15 protein-coding genes are annotated in these 14606 nt (G+C 69.3%); 12 read left to right on the top strand and 3 right to left on the bottom strand.

Translation table 11 applies throughout. The annotated features are described in order from the left end of the window. A complete protein-coding gene (locus OG730_RS10485; protein WP_327303997.1) occupies nt 1-975 on the top strand; it encodes an acyl-ACP desaturase in 975 nt (324 codons plus the stop codon). Next, nucleotides 972-1913 carry a class I SAM-dependent methyltransferase gene (locus OG730_RS10480; protein WP_327303996.1) on the top strand — a complete coding sequence of 314 codons (942 nt, stop codon included), beginning with the start codon at nt 972-974 and terminating at the stop codon, nt 1911-1913. Before OG730_RS10485 ends, OG730_RS10480 begins: the two co-directional genes overlap by 4 nt. Here the strand turns inward: OG730_RS10480 and OG730_RS10475 are convergent. Beyond that, nucleotides 1887-2672 carry a GNAT family N-acetyltransferase gene (locus OG730_RS10475; RefSeq protein WP_327303995.1) on the bottom strand — a complete coding sequence of 262 codons (786 nt, stop codon included), beginning with the start codon at nt 2670-2672 and terminating at the stop codon, nt 1887-1889. The genes OG730_RS10480 and OG730_RS10475 overlap by 27 nt on opposite strands. A 68-nt stretch (nt 2673-2740) precedes the next feature. On the opposite strand from OG730_RS10475, the gene OG730_RS10470 reads away from it, so the two are divergent. From OG730_RS10470 to OG730_RS10455, 4 genes are all read left to right on the top strand, one after another. Further along, complete coding sequence (locus tag OG730_RS10470) at nt 2741-5002, top strand: MMPL family transporter (RefSeq protein WP_327303994.1); 2262 nt, start codon at nt 2741-2743, stop codon at nt 5000-5002. 314 nt (nt 5003-5316) lie between these two features. Beyond that, the gene (locus tag OG730_RS10465) at nt 5317-5520 is read left to right on the top strand and encodes a cold-shock protein (RefSeq protein ID WP_254386292.1); all 204 of its coding nucleotides are present in this window, start codon (nt 5317-5319) and stop codon (nt 5518-5520) included. A 678-nt stretch (nt 5521-6198) separates the two neighbouring features. Beyond that, complete coding sequence (gene uppS, locus OG730_RS10460) at nt 6199-6933, top strand: polyprenyl diphosphate synthase (protein ID WP_327303993.1); 735 nt, start codon at nt 6199-6201, stop codon at nt 6931-6933. A 149-nt stretch (nt 6934-7082) separates the two neighbouring features. Beyond that, nucleotides 7083-7640 carry a phosphatase PAP2 family protein gene (locus tag OG730_RS10455; RefSeq protein WP_327303992.1) on the top strand — a complete coding sequence of 186 codons (558 nt, stop codon included), beginning with the start codon at nt 7083-7085 and terminating at the stop codon, nt 7638-7640. Nucleotides 7641-7650: 10 nt separating this feature from the next. Here OG730_RS10455 and OG730_RS10450 read toward each other — a convergent pair whose 3' ends face one another. Further along, a complete protein-coding gene (locus OG730_RS10450) occupies nt 7651-9234 on the bottom strand; it encodes an NAD(P)/FAD-dependent oxidoreductase (RefSeq protein ID WP_327303991.1) in 1584 nt (527 codons plus the stop codon). A gap of 345 nt (nt 9235-9579) precedes the next feature. Here OG730_RS10450 and OG730_RS10445 point away from each other — a divergent pair, with 345 nt between their 5' ends. The 4 genes from OG730_RS10445 to OG730_RS10430 all read left to right on the top strand — a co-directional run bounded on the left by OG730_RS10445 (nt 9580) and on the right by OG730_RS10430 (nt 11727). Then, nucleotides 9580-10254, top strand: a complete 675-nt coding sequence (locus OG730_RS10445; RefSeq protein WP_327303990.1) for a HalD/BesD family halogenase — start codon at nt 9580-9582, stop codon at nt 10252-10254. Between the two features lie 283 nt (nt 10255-10537). After that, entirely contained in the window at nt 10538-11338 is an 801-nt protein-coding gene (locus OG730_RS10440; protein ID WP_327303989.1) for a bestrophin-like domain, read from the top strand. Between the two features lie 21 nt (nt 11339-11359). Then, nucleotides 11360-11497 carry a hypothetical protein gene (locus tag OG730_RS10435; protein WP_327303988.1) on the top strand — a complete coding sequence of 46 codons (138 nt, stop codon included), beginning with the start codon at nt 11360-11362 and terminating at the stop codon, nt 11495-11497. Then, nucleotides 11476-11727 (top strand): hypothetical protein, encoded by a 252-nt coding sequence (locus OG730_RS10430; protein ID WP_327303987.1) that lies wholly within the window; start codon nt 11476-11478, stop codon nt 11725-11727. The genes OG730_RS10435 and OG730_RS10430 overlap by 22 nt, the downstream gene beginning before the upstream one ends. A gap of 263 nt (nt 11728-11990) precedes the next feature. Here OG730_RS10430 and OG730_RS10425 read toward each other — a convergent pair whose 3' ends face one another. After that, a complete protein-coding gene (locus tag OG730_RS10425; RefSeq protein ID WP_327303986.1) occupies nt 11991-12413 on the bottom strand; it encodes a lipocalin/fatty-acid binding family protein in 423 nt (140 codons plus the stop codon). Nucleotides 12414-12803: 390 nt separating this feature from the next. Between OG730_RS10425 and OG730_RS10420 the strand changes: the two genes are divergently transcribed. Continuing rightward, on the top strand, nt 12804-13064 hold the full coding sequence (locus tag OG730_RS10420; RefSeq protein ID WP_327303985.1) for an acyl carrier protein: 261 nt from the start codon (nt 12804-12806) through the stop codon (nt 13062-13064). A gap of 81 nt (nt 13065-13145) precedes the next feature. Next, nucleotides 13146-14369: a beta-ketoacyl-[acyl-carrier-protein] synthase family protein gene (locus OG730_RS10415; RefSeq protein ID WP_327303984.1), complete on the top strand. Its 1224-nt coding sequence runs from the start codon at nt 13146-13148 to the stop codon at nt 14367-14369. Nucleotides 14370-14606: the final 237 nt, after the last annotated feature.

Here is a 14606-nt window from a genome sequence, read left to right as displayed (position 1 = left end):
ATGACCCTCCCTCTCGATCACCTGGCGGAGCTGGAGCCGACCGTGGCCAAGCTCTTGGACCGCCACCTGGCAACCGCAACGGAGTGGTTCCCCCACGCCTACATTCCCTGGAGCCGGGCCTCCGACTTCGACGGCCCCCTCGACGGCACCCCTTGGCAGGCCGACCAGTCCGAGCTCCCGGAGGTCGTGGCGGACGCGCTGACGGTCAACCTGCTGACCGAGGACAACCTGCCGAGCTACCACTTCGAGATCGCCACCCAGTTCGGCCGTGACGGCGCCTGGGGCACCTGGGTGCACCGCTGGACGGCTGAGGAGGACCGCCACGCCCACGCGCTGCGCGGCTACCTGCACGCACGCCGTGCCGTGGACCCCCTGGCCCTGGAACGCCAGCGCATGCGGCACGTGTCCACCGGCTACACCAGCGGCCACACGTCCCTGCTGCACGGTCTGGCCTACGTCACCGTCCAGGAGCTGGCCACTCGCGAGGCCCACCGCAACACCGGACTGGCCTGCGCCGATCCGGTGGCCCGTCAGCTGACCGCGCGGATCGCAGCCGACGAGAACCTTCACATGATCTTCTATCGCGACGTGTACACCGCCGCGCTGGAAATGGACCCCGACGGCGCGGTCTGCGCCCTCGCCGACGTCATCTGCTCCTTCGAGTGGCCGAGTACCACCATTGCCGGCTACCGACAGCGCGCCATGCGGATCGCCGCGTTCGGCATCTATGACCTCGACATCCACAGGCGGCATGTGCTGCAGCCACTGCTGCGTGCCCTGGGGGTGATGACCCGCTCCGGTCTCGGCCCCGCCGGCGAGCAGGCCCGTGACCGCATCGGCCTCCATCTCGACGAGCTGCGGACCAGAGCCGAACGCTCCAGCCGCCTGTTCGACCGGATGAGGGCGGCTGCTCCCCCCGTCCTGCTCCCTTGCCCGGACTCATCCACTTCGTACGACGAGAGAGGCGGCCCGTGAACACCCGGACCGGCCAACGCCCTCGCACCGGTGCCACCGCTGCGGACATCCAGGCCCACTACGACATCGGCAAGGACTTCTACGCCCTGTGGCTCGATCCCGGCCTGACATACTCCTGCGCCCTGTGGGACGGCATCACGGGCGCGCCCGGGAGCACGGATTTGCTGGTGAAGGCACAGCACGCCAAGCTCCGCTACCACCTCGACCAAGCGGGCCTCACGGCGGGCGGCCGGCTGCTGGACATCGGCTGCGGCTGGGGGAGCCTGCTGCGGACGGCTGTCGAGGAGGCCGGTGTCCGGCAGGCGGTCGGTCTTACCCTCAGCGCCGACCAGTACGCACACGTGCGCTCGCTCGGGCTGGCCGGCGTGGACGTCGAAGTCCAGGACTGGCGGGACCACGAGACGGCAGAGCCTTATGACGGCATCGTCTCGATCGGCGCGTTCGAGCACTTCACCCATCAGGACATGTCCCGTGACGAACGGATCGGGGCCTACCGCGCATTCTTCGCGCGCTGCGCCGGATGGCTGCCGCCGCTCGGTCGGCTCAGCCTCCAGACCATCGCGCTGACCGATCATGCGGAACACGAGGAGTCGGTACCCGACTTCTTCGCACGGGAGGTCTTCCCCGGATCGGCGCTGCCGCGGCTGTCCGAGATCGCCACCGCGTGCGAGCCGTATTTCGCGATCACCAGACTGCGCGAGGACGGCGCGGACTACGCCCGCACCCTGCGCGGCTGGTCCTCCCGGCTGTTTCAGGCCCGGGAGGAGGCCCAGCTGCTCGTCGGTCCCGACGCCTACCTGCGGTACCGCACCTACCTGCGGGCCAGTGAGATCGCCTTCATGCGCCAGGCCTCGACGCTTTACCGCATCACACTGCGCCGCTGGCCCGAACGGCGAACTCTCGCAGGAGCGTCAGGCGGTCAGTCGGTCCCCCAGTGACAGGAGGAACTTCCGCCGGCGCGGATCGGTGTTCTCAAGGGAGAGCAGGAGGTAGAGACTGACCTCGTCGTGTTGGGAATCGTAGGCGAACTCACTGCACACCCATGTGCCGGCAAGCAGGTATCCGCGGAGTTTGGGGGGCATCGGAAGGCCGGGGCGGCGGTCGTTCGCCGTGGGCTTCCAGGGGGTGTGAGGGCGTACGTGGTAGCGGTCAGGCGCGATGTGGCCGCCGGCCGCCACATGTTCCCGGCAGGCTGCGGCCAGGGCGCCACCGTCGAAGAGGGGGAAGGTCATGCGTCCTGAGAGCCAGGCGTGGCCGCCGCGCGCCATGTATCGGATCGTTCCCGCCCACAGCATGGCGATGACAGGACCGGTGCGGTGGTCCGGGTGAACGCACACCCGGGTGAGCTCGACGAGCGCCGGTCTCAACGCGTGATGCGGACTCAGATCGAACAGGGCTTCTGACGTCAGGCCGCCCGCCTGCGCGGCACCCCTGGGCGGGAGGAGGCGGTGCATGCCGACCATTTCACCGGTGTCAGCGCGGCGGACGACGAGATGATCGCAATACTGGTCAACTCCATCCATCTCCAGGCCATGCTCCGCGTGATATCTCGATTTGAGTTCCTGGTTGAATACTCGGAAGCGCAGCTGCTGGGCTTCGAGGATCGTATTTTCGTCACGAGCGACGGAAATCGTATAGTGCTGTTCTCCAGATTTTGCGCGACTGCCCGCGGCGTAGGTGTCGACCTTTGTCTTCATGTCTCTTTTCTATCGCAAGTGCGCGGGTATGCCCGGCAGGGGAGCGTTCCTATAGGTAAAGTCTCCCCATGCTCACGGTGAAGTGGATTCGTGGAAATCCGTGGCGGGTACTGGCGTTGGTCTCGGTGCTGGGGCTGGCTCTCCTTCCGGCTGTGATCGGGTGTTCATCCCGGTTGACTCCGTCCGGGTTCACCGCCACCGGGACCGAGTCCGACCGGGCTGACCGTGTGATTGAAGAAGAATTCGACCAGCCGTCCGCCGATTTGATGTTCCTGGTCTCCGGCCGAACCTCGATGAAATATGGCGAGATGGCCGCCCAGGGCCGTGCCTTGGCCCGCGCGGCAGCCGATCAACCGGGCGTGGCACGGGTGTGGAGCTATTGGGACACGGCACTGCCCGCTCTGCTGTCTCGTGACGAGCATGCCGCCCTGATCGGTGTCGAGCTGACCGGAAGCGGGGTGCAGGCGGTCAACACGGCGCAGCGCATCGTCCCGCGCCTGGCGGGAACGCACGGGGGCGTCTCCGTGGCCGTGGCCGGACCCGTGTGGAGCAATGCGGAGGCAGTCCGGCTGAGCAGAGAGGACCTACGCCGTGCCGAGATGGCCGCCGCGCCCTTCGTGCTGGTCATCCTGATGGTGACCCTGCGTTCGGCCGCGCTGGCGTTGTTGCCGATGGTGATCGCGGTCGTCTCCATCACGGCGACGCTGGCGGTGCTGAACGGACTAACGCTCGTGATGCCCGTCTCCGTGTTCGCCGTCAACGTCACAGCGGCACTCGGATTCGGCCTCTCGGTGGACTACGGCCTCCTTGTTCTGATGCGCTGTCGTGAGGAGATGGCGCGAGGAGCGGAGGTAGCCGACGCCGTCGTCATGGCGGTCCGGTCGGCCGGGCATGCCGTGCTGTTCTCAGCCGCCACGGTCATCGCCTGCCTGGCGGCACTGCTCGTCTTTCCGGTGCCGTTTCTGCGTTCACTGGCAGCCGGTGGCATCGCCGTGGTCGCCTTCGCCGCGTTGACCGCGGTCTTTGTCTACCCGGTGCTGTTGCGGGTCAGTATGCTTCCTGCCGCACGAATGGATCGATGGCTGTTCGACCGGGTGCGAAGGGTGCTGCCGTGTCAGGCGGACAAGACCTTGGACGCGCCCAAGTTGATCCCGACCGTTCCCGGGTACAGCAGGCTGTGGGCGCGGCTGGGAAGCGCCGCCACCAGGCGCCCTGTGCTGTGGGGTGTTTTGGCGGCGGTGCTCTTGCTGAGCTGCGCGATGCCGTTGAACAAGGCGCAGTTCGGTGTTGCCGACGAGCGCGTACTGCCGGAGTCCACGCAGGTGCGACAGACCAGTGAGCTCGTGAGGACCGAATTTCCGGAGGTTGCCGGGAGCAGACTGCCCGTGGTGCTGAGCGTGGGCGATCCCTGGGCGGCGGGTGTCGCTGCGAGGGTGGACCGTTACGCTCGTGGGCTGTCGTCGATCGACGGCGTCTCCGGGGTGGACACGGTCACCGGCTCCTACCGCGACGGCAGTCGGATCGCCCCGCCGGCTCCGGCACATCACCGCTTGGCACGCGACGGTGCTGTGCTCTTGACCGTACGCCTGCTCTCGGGCTCCCAAGCGAGCGCATCCGAACGGGTGTTGGGGCGGATTCGTGCACTGCCTGCCTTCGTTCCCCGGGTCGTCGGCGGAACCGCTGCCCGTACGGCGGACACGAAGGCGGAGCTCGCCCGCCGAGTTCCGCTGGCCGCCCTCTTGGCCGGGGGCAGTGCGTTCCTCGTGGTGCTGTCCTTTACCGGCGGCCTGTTCGTCTCCATCAAGACGGTTGTCCTTGCCGTCCTCAGCCTGAGCGCCGGCATCGGCTGCATGGTCCCCGTCTTCCAAGAAGGACGCCTCGGGATGGGCGGTTTCACGGTCACCGGGCAGCTGGAGATCAGCATGCTCCTGCTGACGATCTGCATCGCCCTCGGCCTATCCGTGGACTACGAGGTCTTCCTGTTGTCGCGCATCAAGGAGCAGTACAGGGCGACCGGAGAGTGCCGTTCCTCGATCGTCTACGGCATGGCCTGCACCGGACGTCTCATCAGTGCCTCGTCTCTGGTGGTGGTGATCACTATGAGCGCCCTGGCCATGTCCCGCATCACCTCGCTGAAACTGCTGGGGACCGGACTGGCGGTGACCGTGCTGCTGGATGCGACCCTCGTCCGCGCGTTGCTGGTGCCGGCCGCCATGCAGCTTGCGGGTCGGGCGAATTGGTGGCTGCCGGAATGGTCGCGCCGCATCCGCCGGACCAGAGCCGAAGGCCGTGCGAGGAGCGAGTGGGGTCTTCCGAAACAGCAGCGCTGACAGCGAGTTCAGGACGGGCCAGCGCGCGCTGTTTGCCGAAGGTGACGCCTCGGAATCTGCGCGCGGGCAGAGGGCAAGTGACTTCGGCGGTGTCGGAGAGGGCCGCGGCGTCCCAGTGTTCGTGTCTGCTGAACCACCGGGCGCTCGGGGCGATAGCGTGGTTGCAAGGAGCAGTCGTGGTTGCAAGCCGCTGCTCGCCCATGATCGCGGCTACAGGTCGTTTCGGCGTCCAGGACCGCGGCCGGGCGGTGCGGTGCGGGCATGGCGGTCGCGGTATGCGGGCGTCGGCGACTGCGTACGTTGAGGAGAGCAGCATGGCTACGGGTGTCGTGAAGTGGTTCAACGCCGAGAAGGGCTTCGGTTTCATCGAGCAGGACGGCGGCGGGGCTGACGTCTTCGCGCACTACTCGAACATCGCCGCCCAGGGTTTCCGTGAGCTGCAGGAGGGCCAGAAGGTCGAGTTCGACGTCGTGCAGGGTCAGAAGGGCCCGCAGGCGGAGAACATCCAGCCGGTCTGAGTCGTCCACAGAGATGCCCCGCCGGCGGCCCTCGGTCGCCAGTGGGGCATCGCCATGTTCAGCCCGTGTCGGCTGTGGTGGCGCCTCGTTGGTCTGCAGAGCGGGAGTGACCGATCCCCCTGGCGAGCAGTTGCTCGCCAGGGGCAGTGCCAAAGTCCAGAGCTTCGCGGCTCGACGCCAGCAGGAACTGATCTGCTGTCCCGGTACTGGGCCCTGACTGGCTCGGGCCGGGTACGGTGTGCGCGGCCAGTTGATAGATGGATCCTCGCGGACATCAGGTCGCCCTGGGATCTCTGCGGCAAGAGTGAACGGTGCGGTGGAGCGGTGCTGCTCGCCTCGAACCCGGCGTGAGCAGCCGCCTGAGCGCTTTGCACGCCGGGCGTGAAAGGGTGCCGCGTCCGTGAGGCTGAGGGGGATCCTCACACACCCCACAGCGGTGTCCGCCCATTGCCACGAGGCGGCGTATTCACACGTGTGGATGAAGATCACGCGCCCGCTCACGTGACTCTCCCCACTGCACCCGTCTCCTCCGCACAGTTGGCGGTGTGACCCGATCCAGCTTCCGTGGCACCGGGTTCCTGGAGCAGTGATTCCGTGGTCCCACGAGGTGCCGTGTCCTCCTTGTTCGTGGGCCTGTTGCATTTTTGTCTTTTCCGTTGCCTTTGGTTGGGAGCCGCCATGACCGAACCGTCCGTACTCACTGCCGCTGTGCGCCCGGGGGTGCCGGCGCATGTCGCTCTCGTTCTCGACGGCAATCGGCGCTGGGCTGCCCAGCGTGGTCTCAGCGTGCCCGAGGGGCACCGCTACGGCATCGGGAAGATCCCTGATGTCCTGCAGTGGTGCGAGGAGGAAGGGGTCGCCATGGTGACGCAGTGGATCCTGTCCATCAGGAACCTGCAGCGCAGCCCCCAGGAGCTGGCCGGTCTCTACGAGTCGTTCATCAGCCTGTGCGAGCGTCTCGCCGAGGCGCAGCGCTGGCGGGTCCGGGTGATCGGAGCCCTGGAGTTGCTGCCCGCGCCTGTCGCGGCCGCGTTCGAGGACGTGCAGCGGCGCACCGAGCAGGTGGAGGGAGTGCAGGCCAATATCGCTGTGGCCTACGACGGCCGGCGGGAGATCGTCGCCGCGGCCCGGTCCCTGGCGGAAAAGTTCCGCGACCGGGGGCCACAGGAGTCGGCCGGGGATCTGTCCTGGTGGGAGGGGGAGTTCGCGTCCCACCTGGGCACGGCCGGGCTCGCGGACCCGGACCTGGTGATCCGCACCTCGGGCGAGCAGCGTTTGTCGGGGTATCTGACCTGGCAGACAACGCAGTCGGAGCTGTACTTCTGCGAGCGGTTGTGGCCCGACTTCACCCGGGAAGACCTGCGCCAGGCGCTGGAAAGTTACGCCTCGCGACAGCGACGGCTGGGACTGTAGGCCCGACGACGATGCTGCAGAGGAAGAAGGACATGACCGCCACACCGTCTGACGGACCCGTGCTTGCCGACACACACGAACACCAGCAGCCACACCAGCCGGACGGGCAGCCTCGCCTTGAGGGGGATGGGCGTGCGGACCGCACTACGGTGGCCCGGACCGTCACTGACGTGCTCCAGCCGCGCAACGTTCTGCTCGTCGGCATGCCGGGCATCGGGCTGGCCGCCGCCGGCAACTGGAGCGGCATTCCCTGGGGGCTGCTCGGCGCCCTGTGCGCCGGGATCGTTCCCGCGGCCTACATCCAGTGGGAACGCAAGCGCGGCACCTGGGAAGACCGAAACATCGTCGACCGCACCAAGCGCCCCCCGATCTTCCTGGTCATCCTGGCCTCCATCGGCCTCGGCTCGATCATCATGATCCTCGGCCACGCCCCCACCGGGATCCTCCTCGCGATGCTCGCCCTGTGGGCTATGACGGTCGTCCTGCTGGCCGTCAACCACGTCTGGAAGATCAGCGTCGACAGCGCGGTCGCCTCCGCGATCCCCGCGATGCTTGCCGTGACTCACTCCCCGTGGTGGCTCCTCGCCTACGGCCTCACCCTGGCAGTGTGCTGGTCCCGCGTCGCCTTGACCTACCACAGCATCGCCCAGACCGCCGCCGGCGCCAGCGTCGGCGCCACCACCGCAGCCGCATTCCTCCTGGCCTAGCGCCGGCCCGTCACCCTCTCAGTTCGCCCAGGCCGGGCGGCTGGACCTTGACCCCGCCGCCCTTGGGCCGGTGTGGCCACGACCATGCCCGGCGCGGAACGGCGGAACGCTGCGGCCGTGCCGTCGGCCTACCCGAAATGGGCGCTGTGGCGGTCCAGGTGGGCGGCGGCCAGTTCCGCGAGAGCGGCCCCGCTCTCCTCGTAGGCCAGGGGGCAAGGTCCGGAGGTGGGACGTACCCGTCGGGCATGGCCGCGTACGCGCTCTCCATCAGGGCCTGGTACGAATCGGCCAGCATCCGGGGCCACGCCCCGGTCAGGGGCGGGCGCATGCGGGCCTCGGCCGCGAGCGCCCTGTGGTGAATTGCGGCCTCGGTCGCCGCCTCCTTGGCGGTGAGATCCGTGATCAGCGGGCGGGAAGGTATGAACGCGGCGAGCGGGCCGGGCAGGGCCGTGGCGGTGCCGGTGGGGGCCAGGAGGGCGTCGGCCAGGGTGGCCGCGATGAGGGGGGAGAGGTGGAGGCCGTCGCGGTGGGTGCCCGAGGCCACCCACAGGCCGTCTTTGGGGGTGGGGCCGATGACGGGGTGCCCGTCCAGGGCGATGGGCCGGTTGCCGTGATGGGTGTACGCGACGGCGGCTGTGGCCAGACGGTGGTCGAGCTGGCCGAGCGCGGCATCGAGGAGGAAGCGCAGGGCTCCGGCCGTGGGACGGGGGACCGGGGTCAGGCTGGGGTGGGCGCTGGCGCCGATGTAGCGGGAGCCGTCTGCCTGCGGGACGGTGTGCAGGCCGCAGGCGTAGGCCCGGTTGGGAGTGCGGATCACGGCGGGAAGGGGGCCCTGCCCGGTGACGGTCAGGGCGGTTCCGGCTGCGGCCAGGACCGGGACGACCGGCAGGTGCGGGTCCACGGCTTGGAGGACCGGGGTGGTCCAGGCGCCGGCCGCCACCACTACGCGCGGGGCGCGGAAGGCGCCGGCGGGGGTATCGAGGAGGTAGCCGTCGGCAGGCGGGGCGGTGAGGGTGCCGGCCGGTGTGTGGGTCACGTTCGGGAGAGCGGCCAAGGCGGCGTCCAGGGTGGTCAGCCAGGCCCGGGCGTCGAGGAATCCCTCCTCGGGGAGGTACCAGGCGCGCAGGGCGCGGTCGTTGTCCAGCGGATGATGTCCGGGGATGTCCGACGGGACCGTCGCACGACACCCCAAGTTGTGTTCGGCCGCAGCCCGGCTGATCGCGGTGAAGGAGGCGTCGTCCAGAGCCGAGGAGGCTGAGTTCAGGATGACGAACGTGCCGGAGCCGTATCCGTCCCCCGGCGGGGCACCAGTGCCCGCGCGGTCGCGTACCTGCTGCCGCCAAACCGGCCACCGGGCGGCTGCCGTGACCGCAAGGTCGGTGCGCAACCGCCCGTGCCAGGTCCGTGCAGCCAGATCGGTGACCTCGCCGAGAGCGCCGAGCATCGCGCCCGCCGCCCGCGATGCTCCCGCGCCGCCGGCCGCACCGGCCAGTACGACCCGCACGGACGGCTCCGCCGCGGCCAGTGCAAACGCGATCGAACGGCCCACCACCCCGGCCCCGACCACCAGCACGTCCACACCCCGCACCGCCACGACCGCCCCATCCCGTCGCCTCGGTCCCGCGGCCGTCGCGCCGCTCCCGCCCCGGGCCAACCCAGCCATACAGCCACCGCTCCAACCCAAGATCAAGACCACTCCAGGCCACCCTGCAGCGGGACATCTCAGGTCTAGCCGGCAGCCCGCACGCCACGCGGTCCGCCACCTGACACCTGGCCGCGGCAGCCGGTTTCGTGGGCCGGCCTGCTGGGCCCCCCCCCCCCCCCGGCAGCGGTTCGCCCGGCGGACCGATCGGAGACGACCCGGTCAGTCCGGCGGGCGGACGCATCCAGATGGTCGAGGCCGGGTTTGTCCCTTCCGGGCCTGAGGGATGCATCGGCCGTGTTCTCGTTGCCCGCATCCCCCCGCTGGACATCCCTGCGCCGGCAGTTCACCGCCGACGGCTACCTCCCCCTGCCCCAACTCATCACGCCCACCGGGCTCGCCGACCTCGGAAACGAAGCCGGCCGGCTCGAGGCGGCCGCCGTGCGGCGGGACTTCCGCATGCCGTGCATGGACGACAGCCCCCGCCACATGACCACCCTCGGCGGAGACCACATCGCCCGCACCTCACCCCTCATCACACAGACCTACCAAGACCAGGGTGTGATGCGGCTGCTCTCCTCACTCCTGGACGAGACCGTCGTCGCCGTCCACGACCCCGTCGAGCGGCACGTCCTCAATGTCCTGCACCGGCCCGGGGACACCCACGGCGCCCACACCGACGACTACCCCCTCGCCCTGGTCCTCTTCCTCGAAGCCCCGCCCCGCCCCACCGATGGCGGACTCCTCGAATTCCACCCAGGACGCAGTGATCTCGCCGCCCTCGACGCACCCGGCACCCGGCGTGTGCACCACCAGCCGGCCGACGGATACCTCCTGCGCAGCGACCTCACCGCCCACCGAGTCACCCCACTGGGACGCCCGGGGGTACGGCGTACCGTCCTCAACTTCGCCTACACCACACCCGACCGCCAGGGCCCGACCACGTCCTCCGCCTCCCTGCTCTACGACTGAGCGCGGCGCGCGGCAGGGGCTCGCCTTCACCCGTCCGGCCAGCCCCCGGCGCAGCTCTGCATGCGTTGACCGGGCAGCTGGCGGACGTGCGGCCTGGGCTTGGGCAGGCCGGCTGCATGGGCTGCCAGGGCCGGCGGGGGTTGGAGCGTCTGGCATACAGGGTGTCCCTCATTCGGAGGTGAGGAGACGTTTCCCCTGTTGGGGGCGGCACACCGCGCGGGACATGATCCCGGCGCCCCGCACACCCGGGGTCTTCTCACTTGCTCCCCGGAGGTGTCCGTCCGTGGCCCTTGTCATCGTCGTCGCCGTACTCGCCCTGCTCGCCGGCCTCGCCGCCAACCGCTACCTGCGCCCGCGGCTCCTCAACGAGGACGACGACACCGGCATGGCAGTGAAGGATCTGGTCGGGCCGCTGCTCACGCTAACCGTGCTACTGCTCGCCTTCGTCCTGGTCACCGCCAACGGCTCCTACGGCAAGGCCGAGGTCGCCGCGCGCGGCGAAGCCCGCGCCGTCGACCAGCTCGTCGAATCCGCCGAGTACGCTCCCGCGGCGCAGCGGGCCGAGGTCCAGGCGGACGCGGTCTGCTACGCGCGTGCCGTACGCACCCAGGAGTGGCCCGCGATGGCTGACGGGCACGGCTCGGCGGCGCCCAGCGTGTGGTCCACCGACCTGCGCCGGGTCTTCCGTGAGGTGGAGGGCAAGCCGGTCTTTGGCATGCTCATCGCCGCTGACAACAAGCGGTCCGAGGAGCGGGAGGAACGCCTCACGCAGGCGACGGCGAGCATCCCCGGAGTCATCCTGTGGTTCCTCCTCGCCACCCTGGCCATCACCGTCATCGCCCTCGGCGTCTGTCTGCCCCGCCGCAACAACCGCGGCCAGCTCATCACCCTCGTCATCATCACCGCACTGCTGACGACAGCGCTGTGCATCATCCGCGACGTCGACCGGCCCTTCGGCGGCATCATCAACGTCGAGCCGACCGCGATCGCCGAGGTCGAACGCCAGGCCACCCGCGACTTCACCATGAACCACCCGGCCGCCGACCTGCCCTGCGACAACCAAGGCAACCGCAGGGCGGCCTGACCGCCCCGTACCGTGCTGGCCGTGGACATCACCGCGACCGCCCCGAGCAGCACCGGGGTGCTCACCGTGCCGGGCCGCCTGTACTTCCTGACGTCCGAAGACCTCAGCGGCTCCCGGATGGCCCTGCACTGTGCCCGATGCGACATGGCCACGGCCTGATGGCGGCCGCCGACGGCGCCATCTACACCTGCCGGTGCGGGCACATCGGCCGGGACTGGCGGCTGAGCGGCACGGCGATGCTGACCGTGCGGCAGGCCCACCCGGAGGGTGACTTCGTGACCGTCGGCGCGGTCCGCCTCGAGCCGCTCTCTGATCACGCCGACACCAGCTACTCACGTTCACCGTGGCGACGGCCGTCGGCCCTCAGGAGGGATTGGAACGGCCAGTAGTGGGACAGCTGGCCGGTCTCCTGAGGGTCCAGCCAAGGGAGCTCCAAAACCGCCACGGGATGATCTTGACGCTCTGATCGTTCGCGCTCGCGGGTCTGCTCTTCCCGTCTGCACGAAGGACCGCCCGGCAGGACGAAGGACCCGGCCAGCCGGGGAAGGTCAGGGCCTCCGCGTGTCATGGGGAAGCCGAGGGAGGCTCGCCCCGTCCTCCTTACGCGCCTGCCGATGGCTCAGCACGGCGCGGGACGTGGCCCGCTTGGTGCTCAGGCGACCCGCTTGTACTTCCGGACAGCGGCCTTCCCCTGGCTCGCGTGGGTGCTGGTCATCCCGTCAGGAGCGAACTCGTAGACGATCTGGGATTCCTTGCCGCCCGCGGTGAACTTGTGGACGATCTTGGTGCTGCCTTCCACGGTGAAGACCGAGTCGGTGTCCGCCCCGAAGAACTGGGTCGGGGTCTCGACGCCGGAGGTGAAGAGGGTCTCTTCGTTGCTCAGTTCGGACGTCGTCTTGATGAGCCATTGGTCGCCCTCGCTGCGGATGATCTCCATCGAGGGCCTGATCATGTTCCATGCTTCGCGGTGAGCCTCGCTGACCCCCGCCGCCTGGAGGAACTCGTCATAGAACTTGTCACTGGGGTCAGACAGCAGGTCGTACTTGCCGGCGATCATGAACAGCCTTTCTGACACGGACCGCCCTCAGGAAGAGGGGGTGATGCAGTCACGCTTCCATCCCCAGGGAAGGCAGGGAGGGCTTTGGGAAAAGCACCACCCGATTCGGACAGGCTTCACCGTCACCGGACCCAATCACAGCCTGCCAAAATGTCTGACAGCAACATCGTCCGCCACCGTTGGCTGTACGGGCATCGCCCTGCGACGCTTCAAGATCATCTCGTGGCGTTTTGGGTTCGCCTTGGCTGGACGCCTGCGGAGCGGTGGCATGCCGGGCCGTCGTGAGGCGGTCGGTGGTGTCGGCGCACGGCGTGGGGTCCTCACGGAAGCCGTGTCCCGGCACCGTGACCGTCTGTCCTCGGTGTCGTTGGCCCGTCGACACAGCCGCTCGGAAGGGAAGACGGAGCGATGACTGAACGGACGTTGGAGGGGTTCGGCCCGGACAGCCTTCGCAGCCTCATGGAGGAGTTGTTCGGGTTCCCGGCCGACTCGCTCGCCCTCACGGCCACTCTCGATGACCTGGGTTTGGACTCCCTTGCCCTGATGGAGTTGGGGACGGTCCTTGAGGAGCGCACCGGCGTCGAACTGGGCAGTCGGCTCGTCGACGTCTCAGGGTCCGAGTCGCTGGACCAGGTGGCCCGGATGATCGCGGGATTCTTGGCTCGATGACCACCGACGGTGATCGGGCGCCGCTCGTCGCCGGCCGGGGGCTTGACTCGTCGGTCCCGGGTCTTCGGCTCCGCGGGGTGAGTGGTGGGTGAGCCGGTGGCCGTCACCGGTCTCGGCCTCCTTACTCCGGCGGGCTGTGACGTCGGCACGAACTGGACGAATCTGTGCGCGGGGCGTTCGCTGGCCGCGAGGAACCCGCAGTTCGCGGGCCTCGAGGTCGACATCTCCTGCGACGTAAGGGACTTTGATCCCGTCGTCGAACTCGGTGGACGGCTCACGCGCCGCCTGGACCGGTTCGCCCACCTGGGGATCGCGGCCGCCCGCCGTGCCGTGGTGGACGCGGACCTGCAGGTCGCGGACGGTTCGCCGGAGCGGGTCGGTGTGGTGCTCGGGGTGGGTTCGAACAGTCTGCGGACGTACGTCGCCGAGTTCACGCGCCTTGCCGAGGACCGGTCCGCCGCGGTTTCGCCGCTCGCTCTGCCCCGCAGCGTCCCGTCCATGGTTGCCGGGGAGATCGCCCTCGACATCGGGGCTCAGGGGCCGAACTTCACGCTCTCCAGCGCGTGCGCCTCGGGCAGCAACGCGCTCGGGGTTGCCCGCAGCCTGCTGCTCGGCGGCATGTGCGATGTCGTCCTGGCCGGCGGCAGCGAGTCGTGGTCGCGGATGACCGCCGCCTGCTTTTCCCAGATGCGGGCGTTGTCTGCGCGCACGGACAGGCCCGAACTGGCCTCGCGCCCCTTCGACCGGGACCGCGATGGCTTCGTTCTGGGCGAGGGGGCCGCCGTACTCGTTCTCGAACGCCTCGGGCACGCGCGGGCACGGGGGGCACGCAGCCGCGCACTGCTGTGCGGGTACGGGTCCTCCGCCGATGCCCACCACGTGACCGCCCCGCACCCTGAGGGCGCGGGTGCGGAGCAGGCCGTTCGGCAGGCTCTGGCCGACGCCGGATGCACGCCGGGCGATATCGGTCACGTCAATGCGCACGGCACCTCGACCCGGTTGGGCGACGCGGCGGAGGCCCGCATGCTCCGGCGGGTCTTCCGCGACCGGATGCCTCCGGTGACCGCGACCAAGGGCGTCATCGGCCATGCGCTGGGCGCGGCAGGAGCCATCGAGGCCGCGGTCACCGTGCTCGCCCTGGAGCGGCAGGAGGTGCCGCCAGTGGCCAACATCAGCCGCCAGGACCCTGGTTGTGAGCTGGACATCGTCACCGGCAGCCCTCGCAGGGTGGACTTCCGCCGAGCACTGTCGACGTCTTTCGCCTTCGGCGGGCAGAACGCCGCGCTGGTATTCGGCGCCGCCTGAATCCGGCATGCCCGGGCCGCCCCCGCCCCACCCGTCGCGCGACGAGGCCGGTCCGCGCGCGCGGTCGGCGTGCGGCCTTGAGGAGTCATTCGTCGCTGGCGCCGTGCCCTCGGTGACCGGTGATCGTTGCCCTTTAAGGCCCTGTTTCACGTCGCCCGGGACCGTCCGGGCGCTCGCAGCGCAAGGGGAGAGGCCGCGTGCCGAACACCACGCAACGAATGCCGGACGGCACGGAGC

It is taken from the genome of Streptomyces sp. NBC_01298 (genome assembly GCF_035978755.1).
In the GTDB taxonomy this organism is placed as follows: domain Bacteria; phylum Actinomycetota; class Actinomycetes; order Streptomycetales; family Streptomycetaceae; genus Streptomyces.
This window is presented reverse-complemented; position numbering and strand designations above follow the sequence as displayed.

Coding starts and splice junctions, on each gene's coding strand:
- OG730_RS10485 (WP_327303997.1), top strand. CDS start 1: ATGACCCTCCCTCTCGATCACCTGGCGGAGCTGGAGCCGACCGTGGCC.
- OG730_RS10470 (WP_327303994.1), top strand. CDS start 2,741: ATGCTCACGGTGAAGTGGATTCGTGGAAATCCGTGGCGGGTACTGGCG.
- OG730_RS10475 (WP_327303995.1), bottom strand. CDS start 2,672: ATGAAGACAAAGGTCGACACCTACGCCGCGGGCAGTCGCGCAAAATCT.
- OG730_RS10430 (WP_327303987.1), top strand. CDS start 11,476: ATGCGACATGGCCACGGCCTGATGGCGGCCGCCGACGGCGCCATCTAC.
- OG730_RS10420 (WP_327303985.1), top strand. CDS start 12,804: ATGACTGAACGGACGTTGGAGGGGTTCGGCCCGGACAGCCTTCGCAGC.
- uppS (WP_327303993.1), top strand. CDS start 6,199: ATGACCGAACCGTCCGTACTCACTGCCGCTGTGCGCCCGGGGGTGCCG.
- OG730_RS10465 (WP_254386292.1), top strand. CDS start 5,317: ATGGCTACGGGTGTCGTGAAGTGGTTCAACGCCGAGAAGGGCTTCGGT.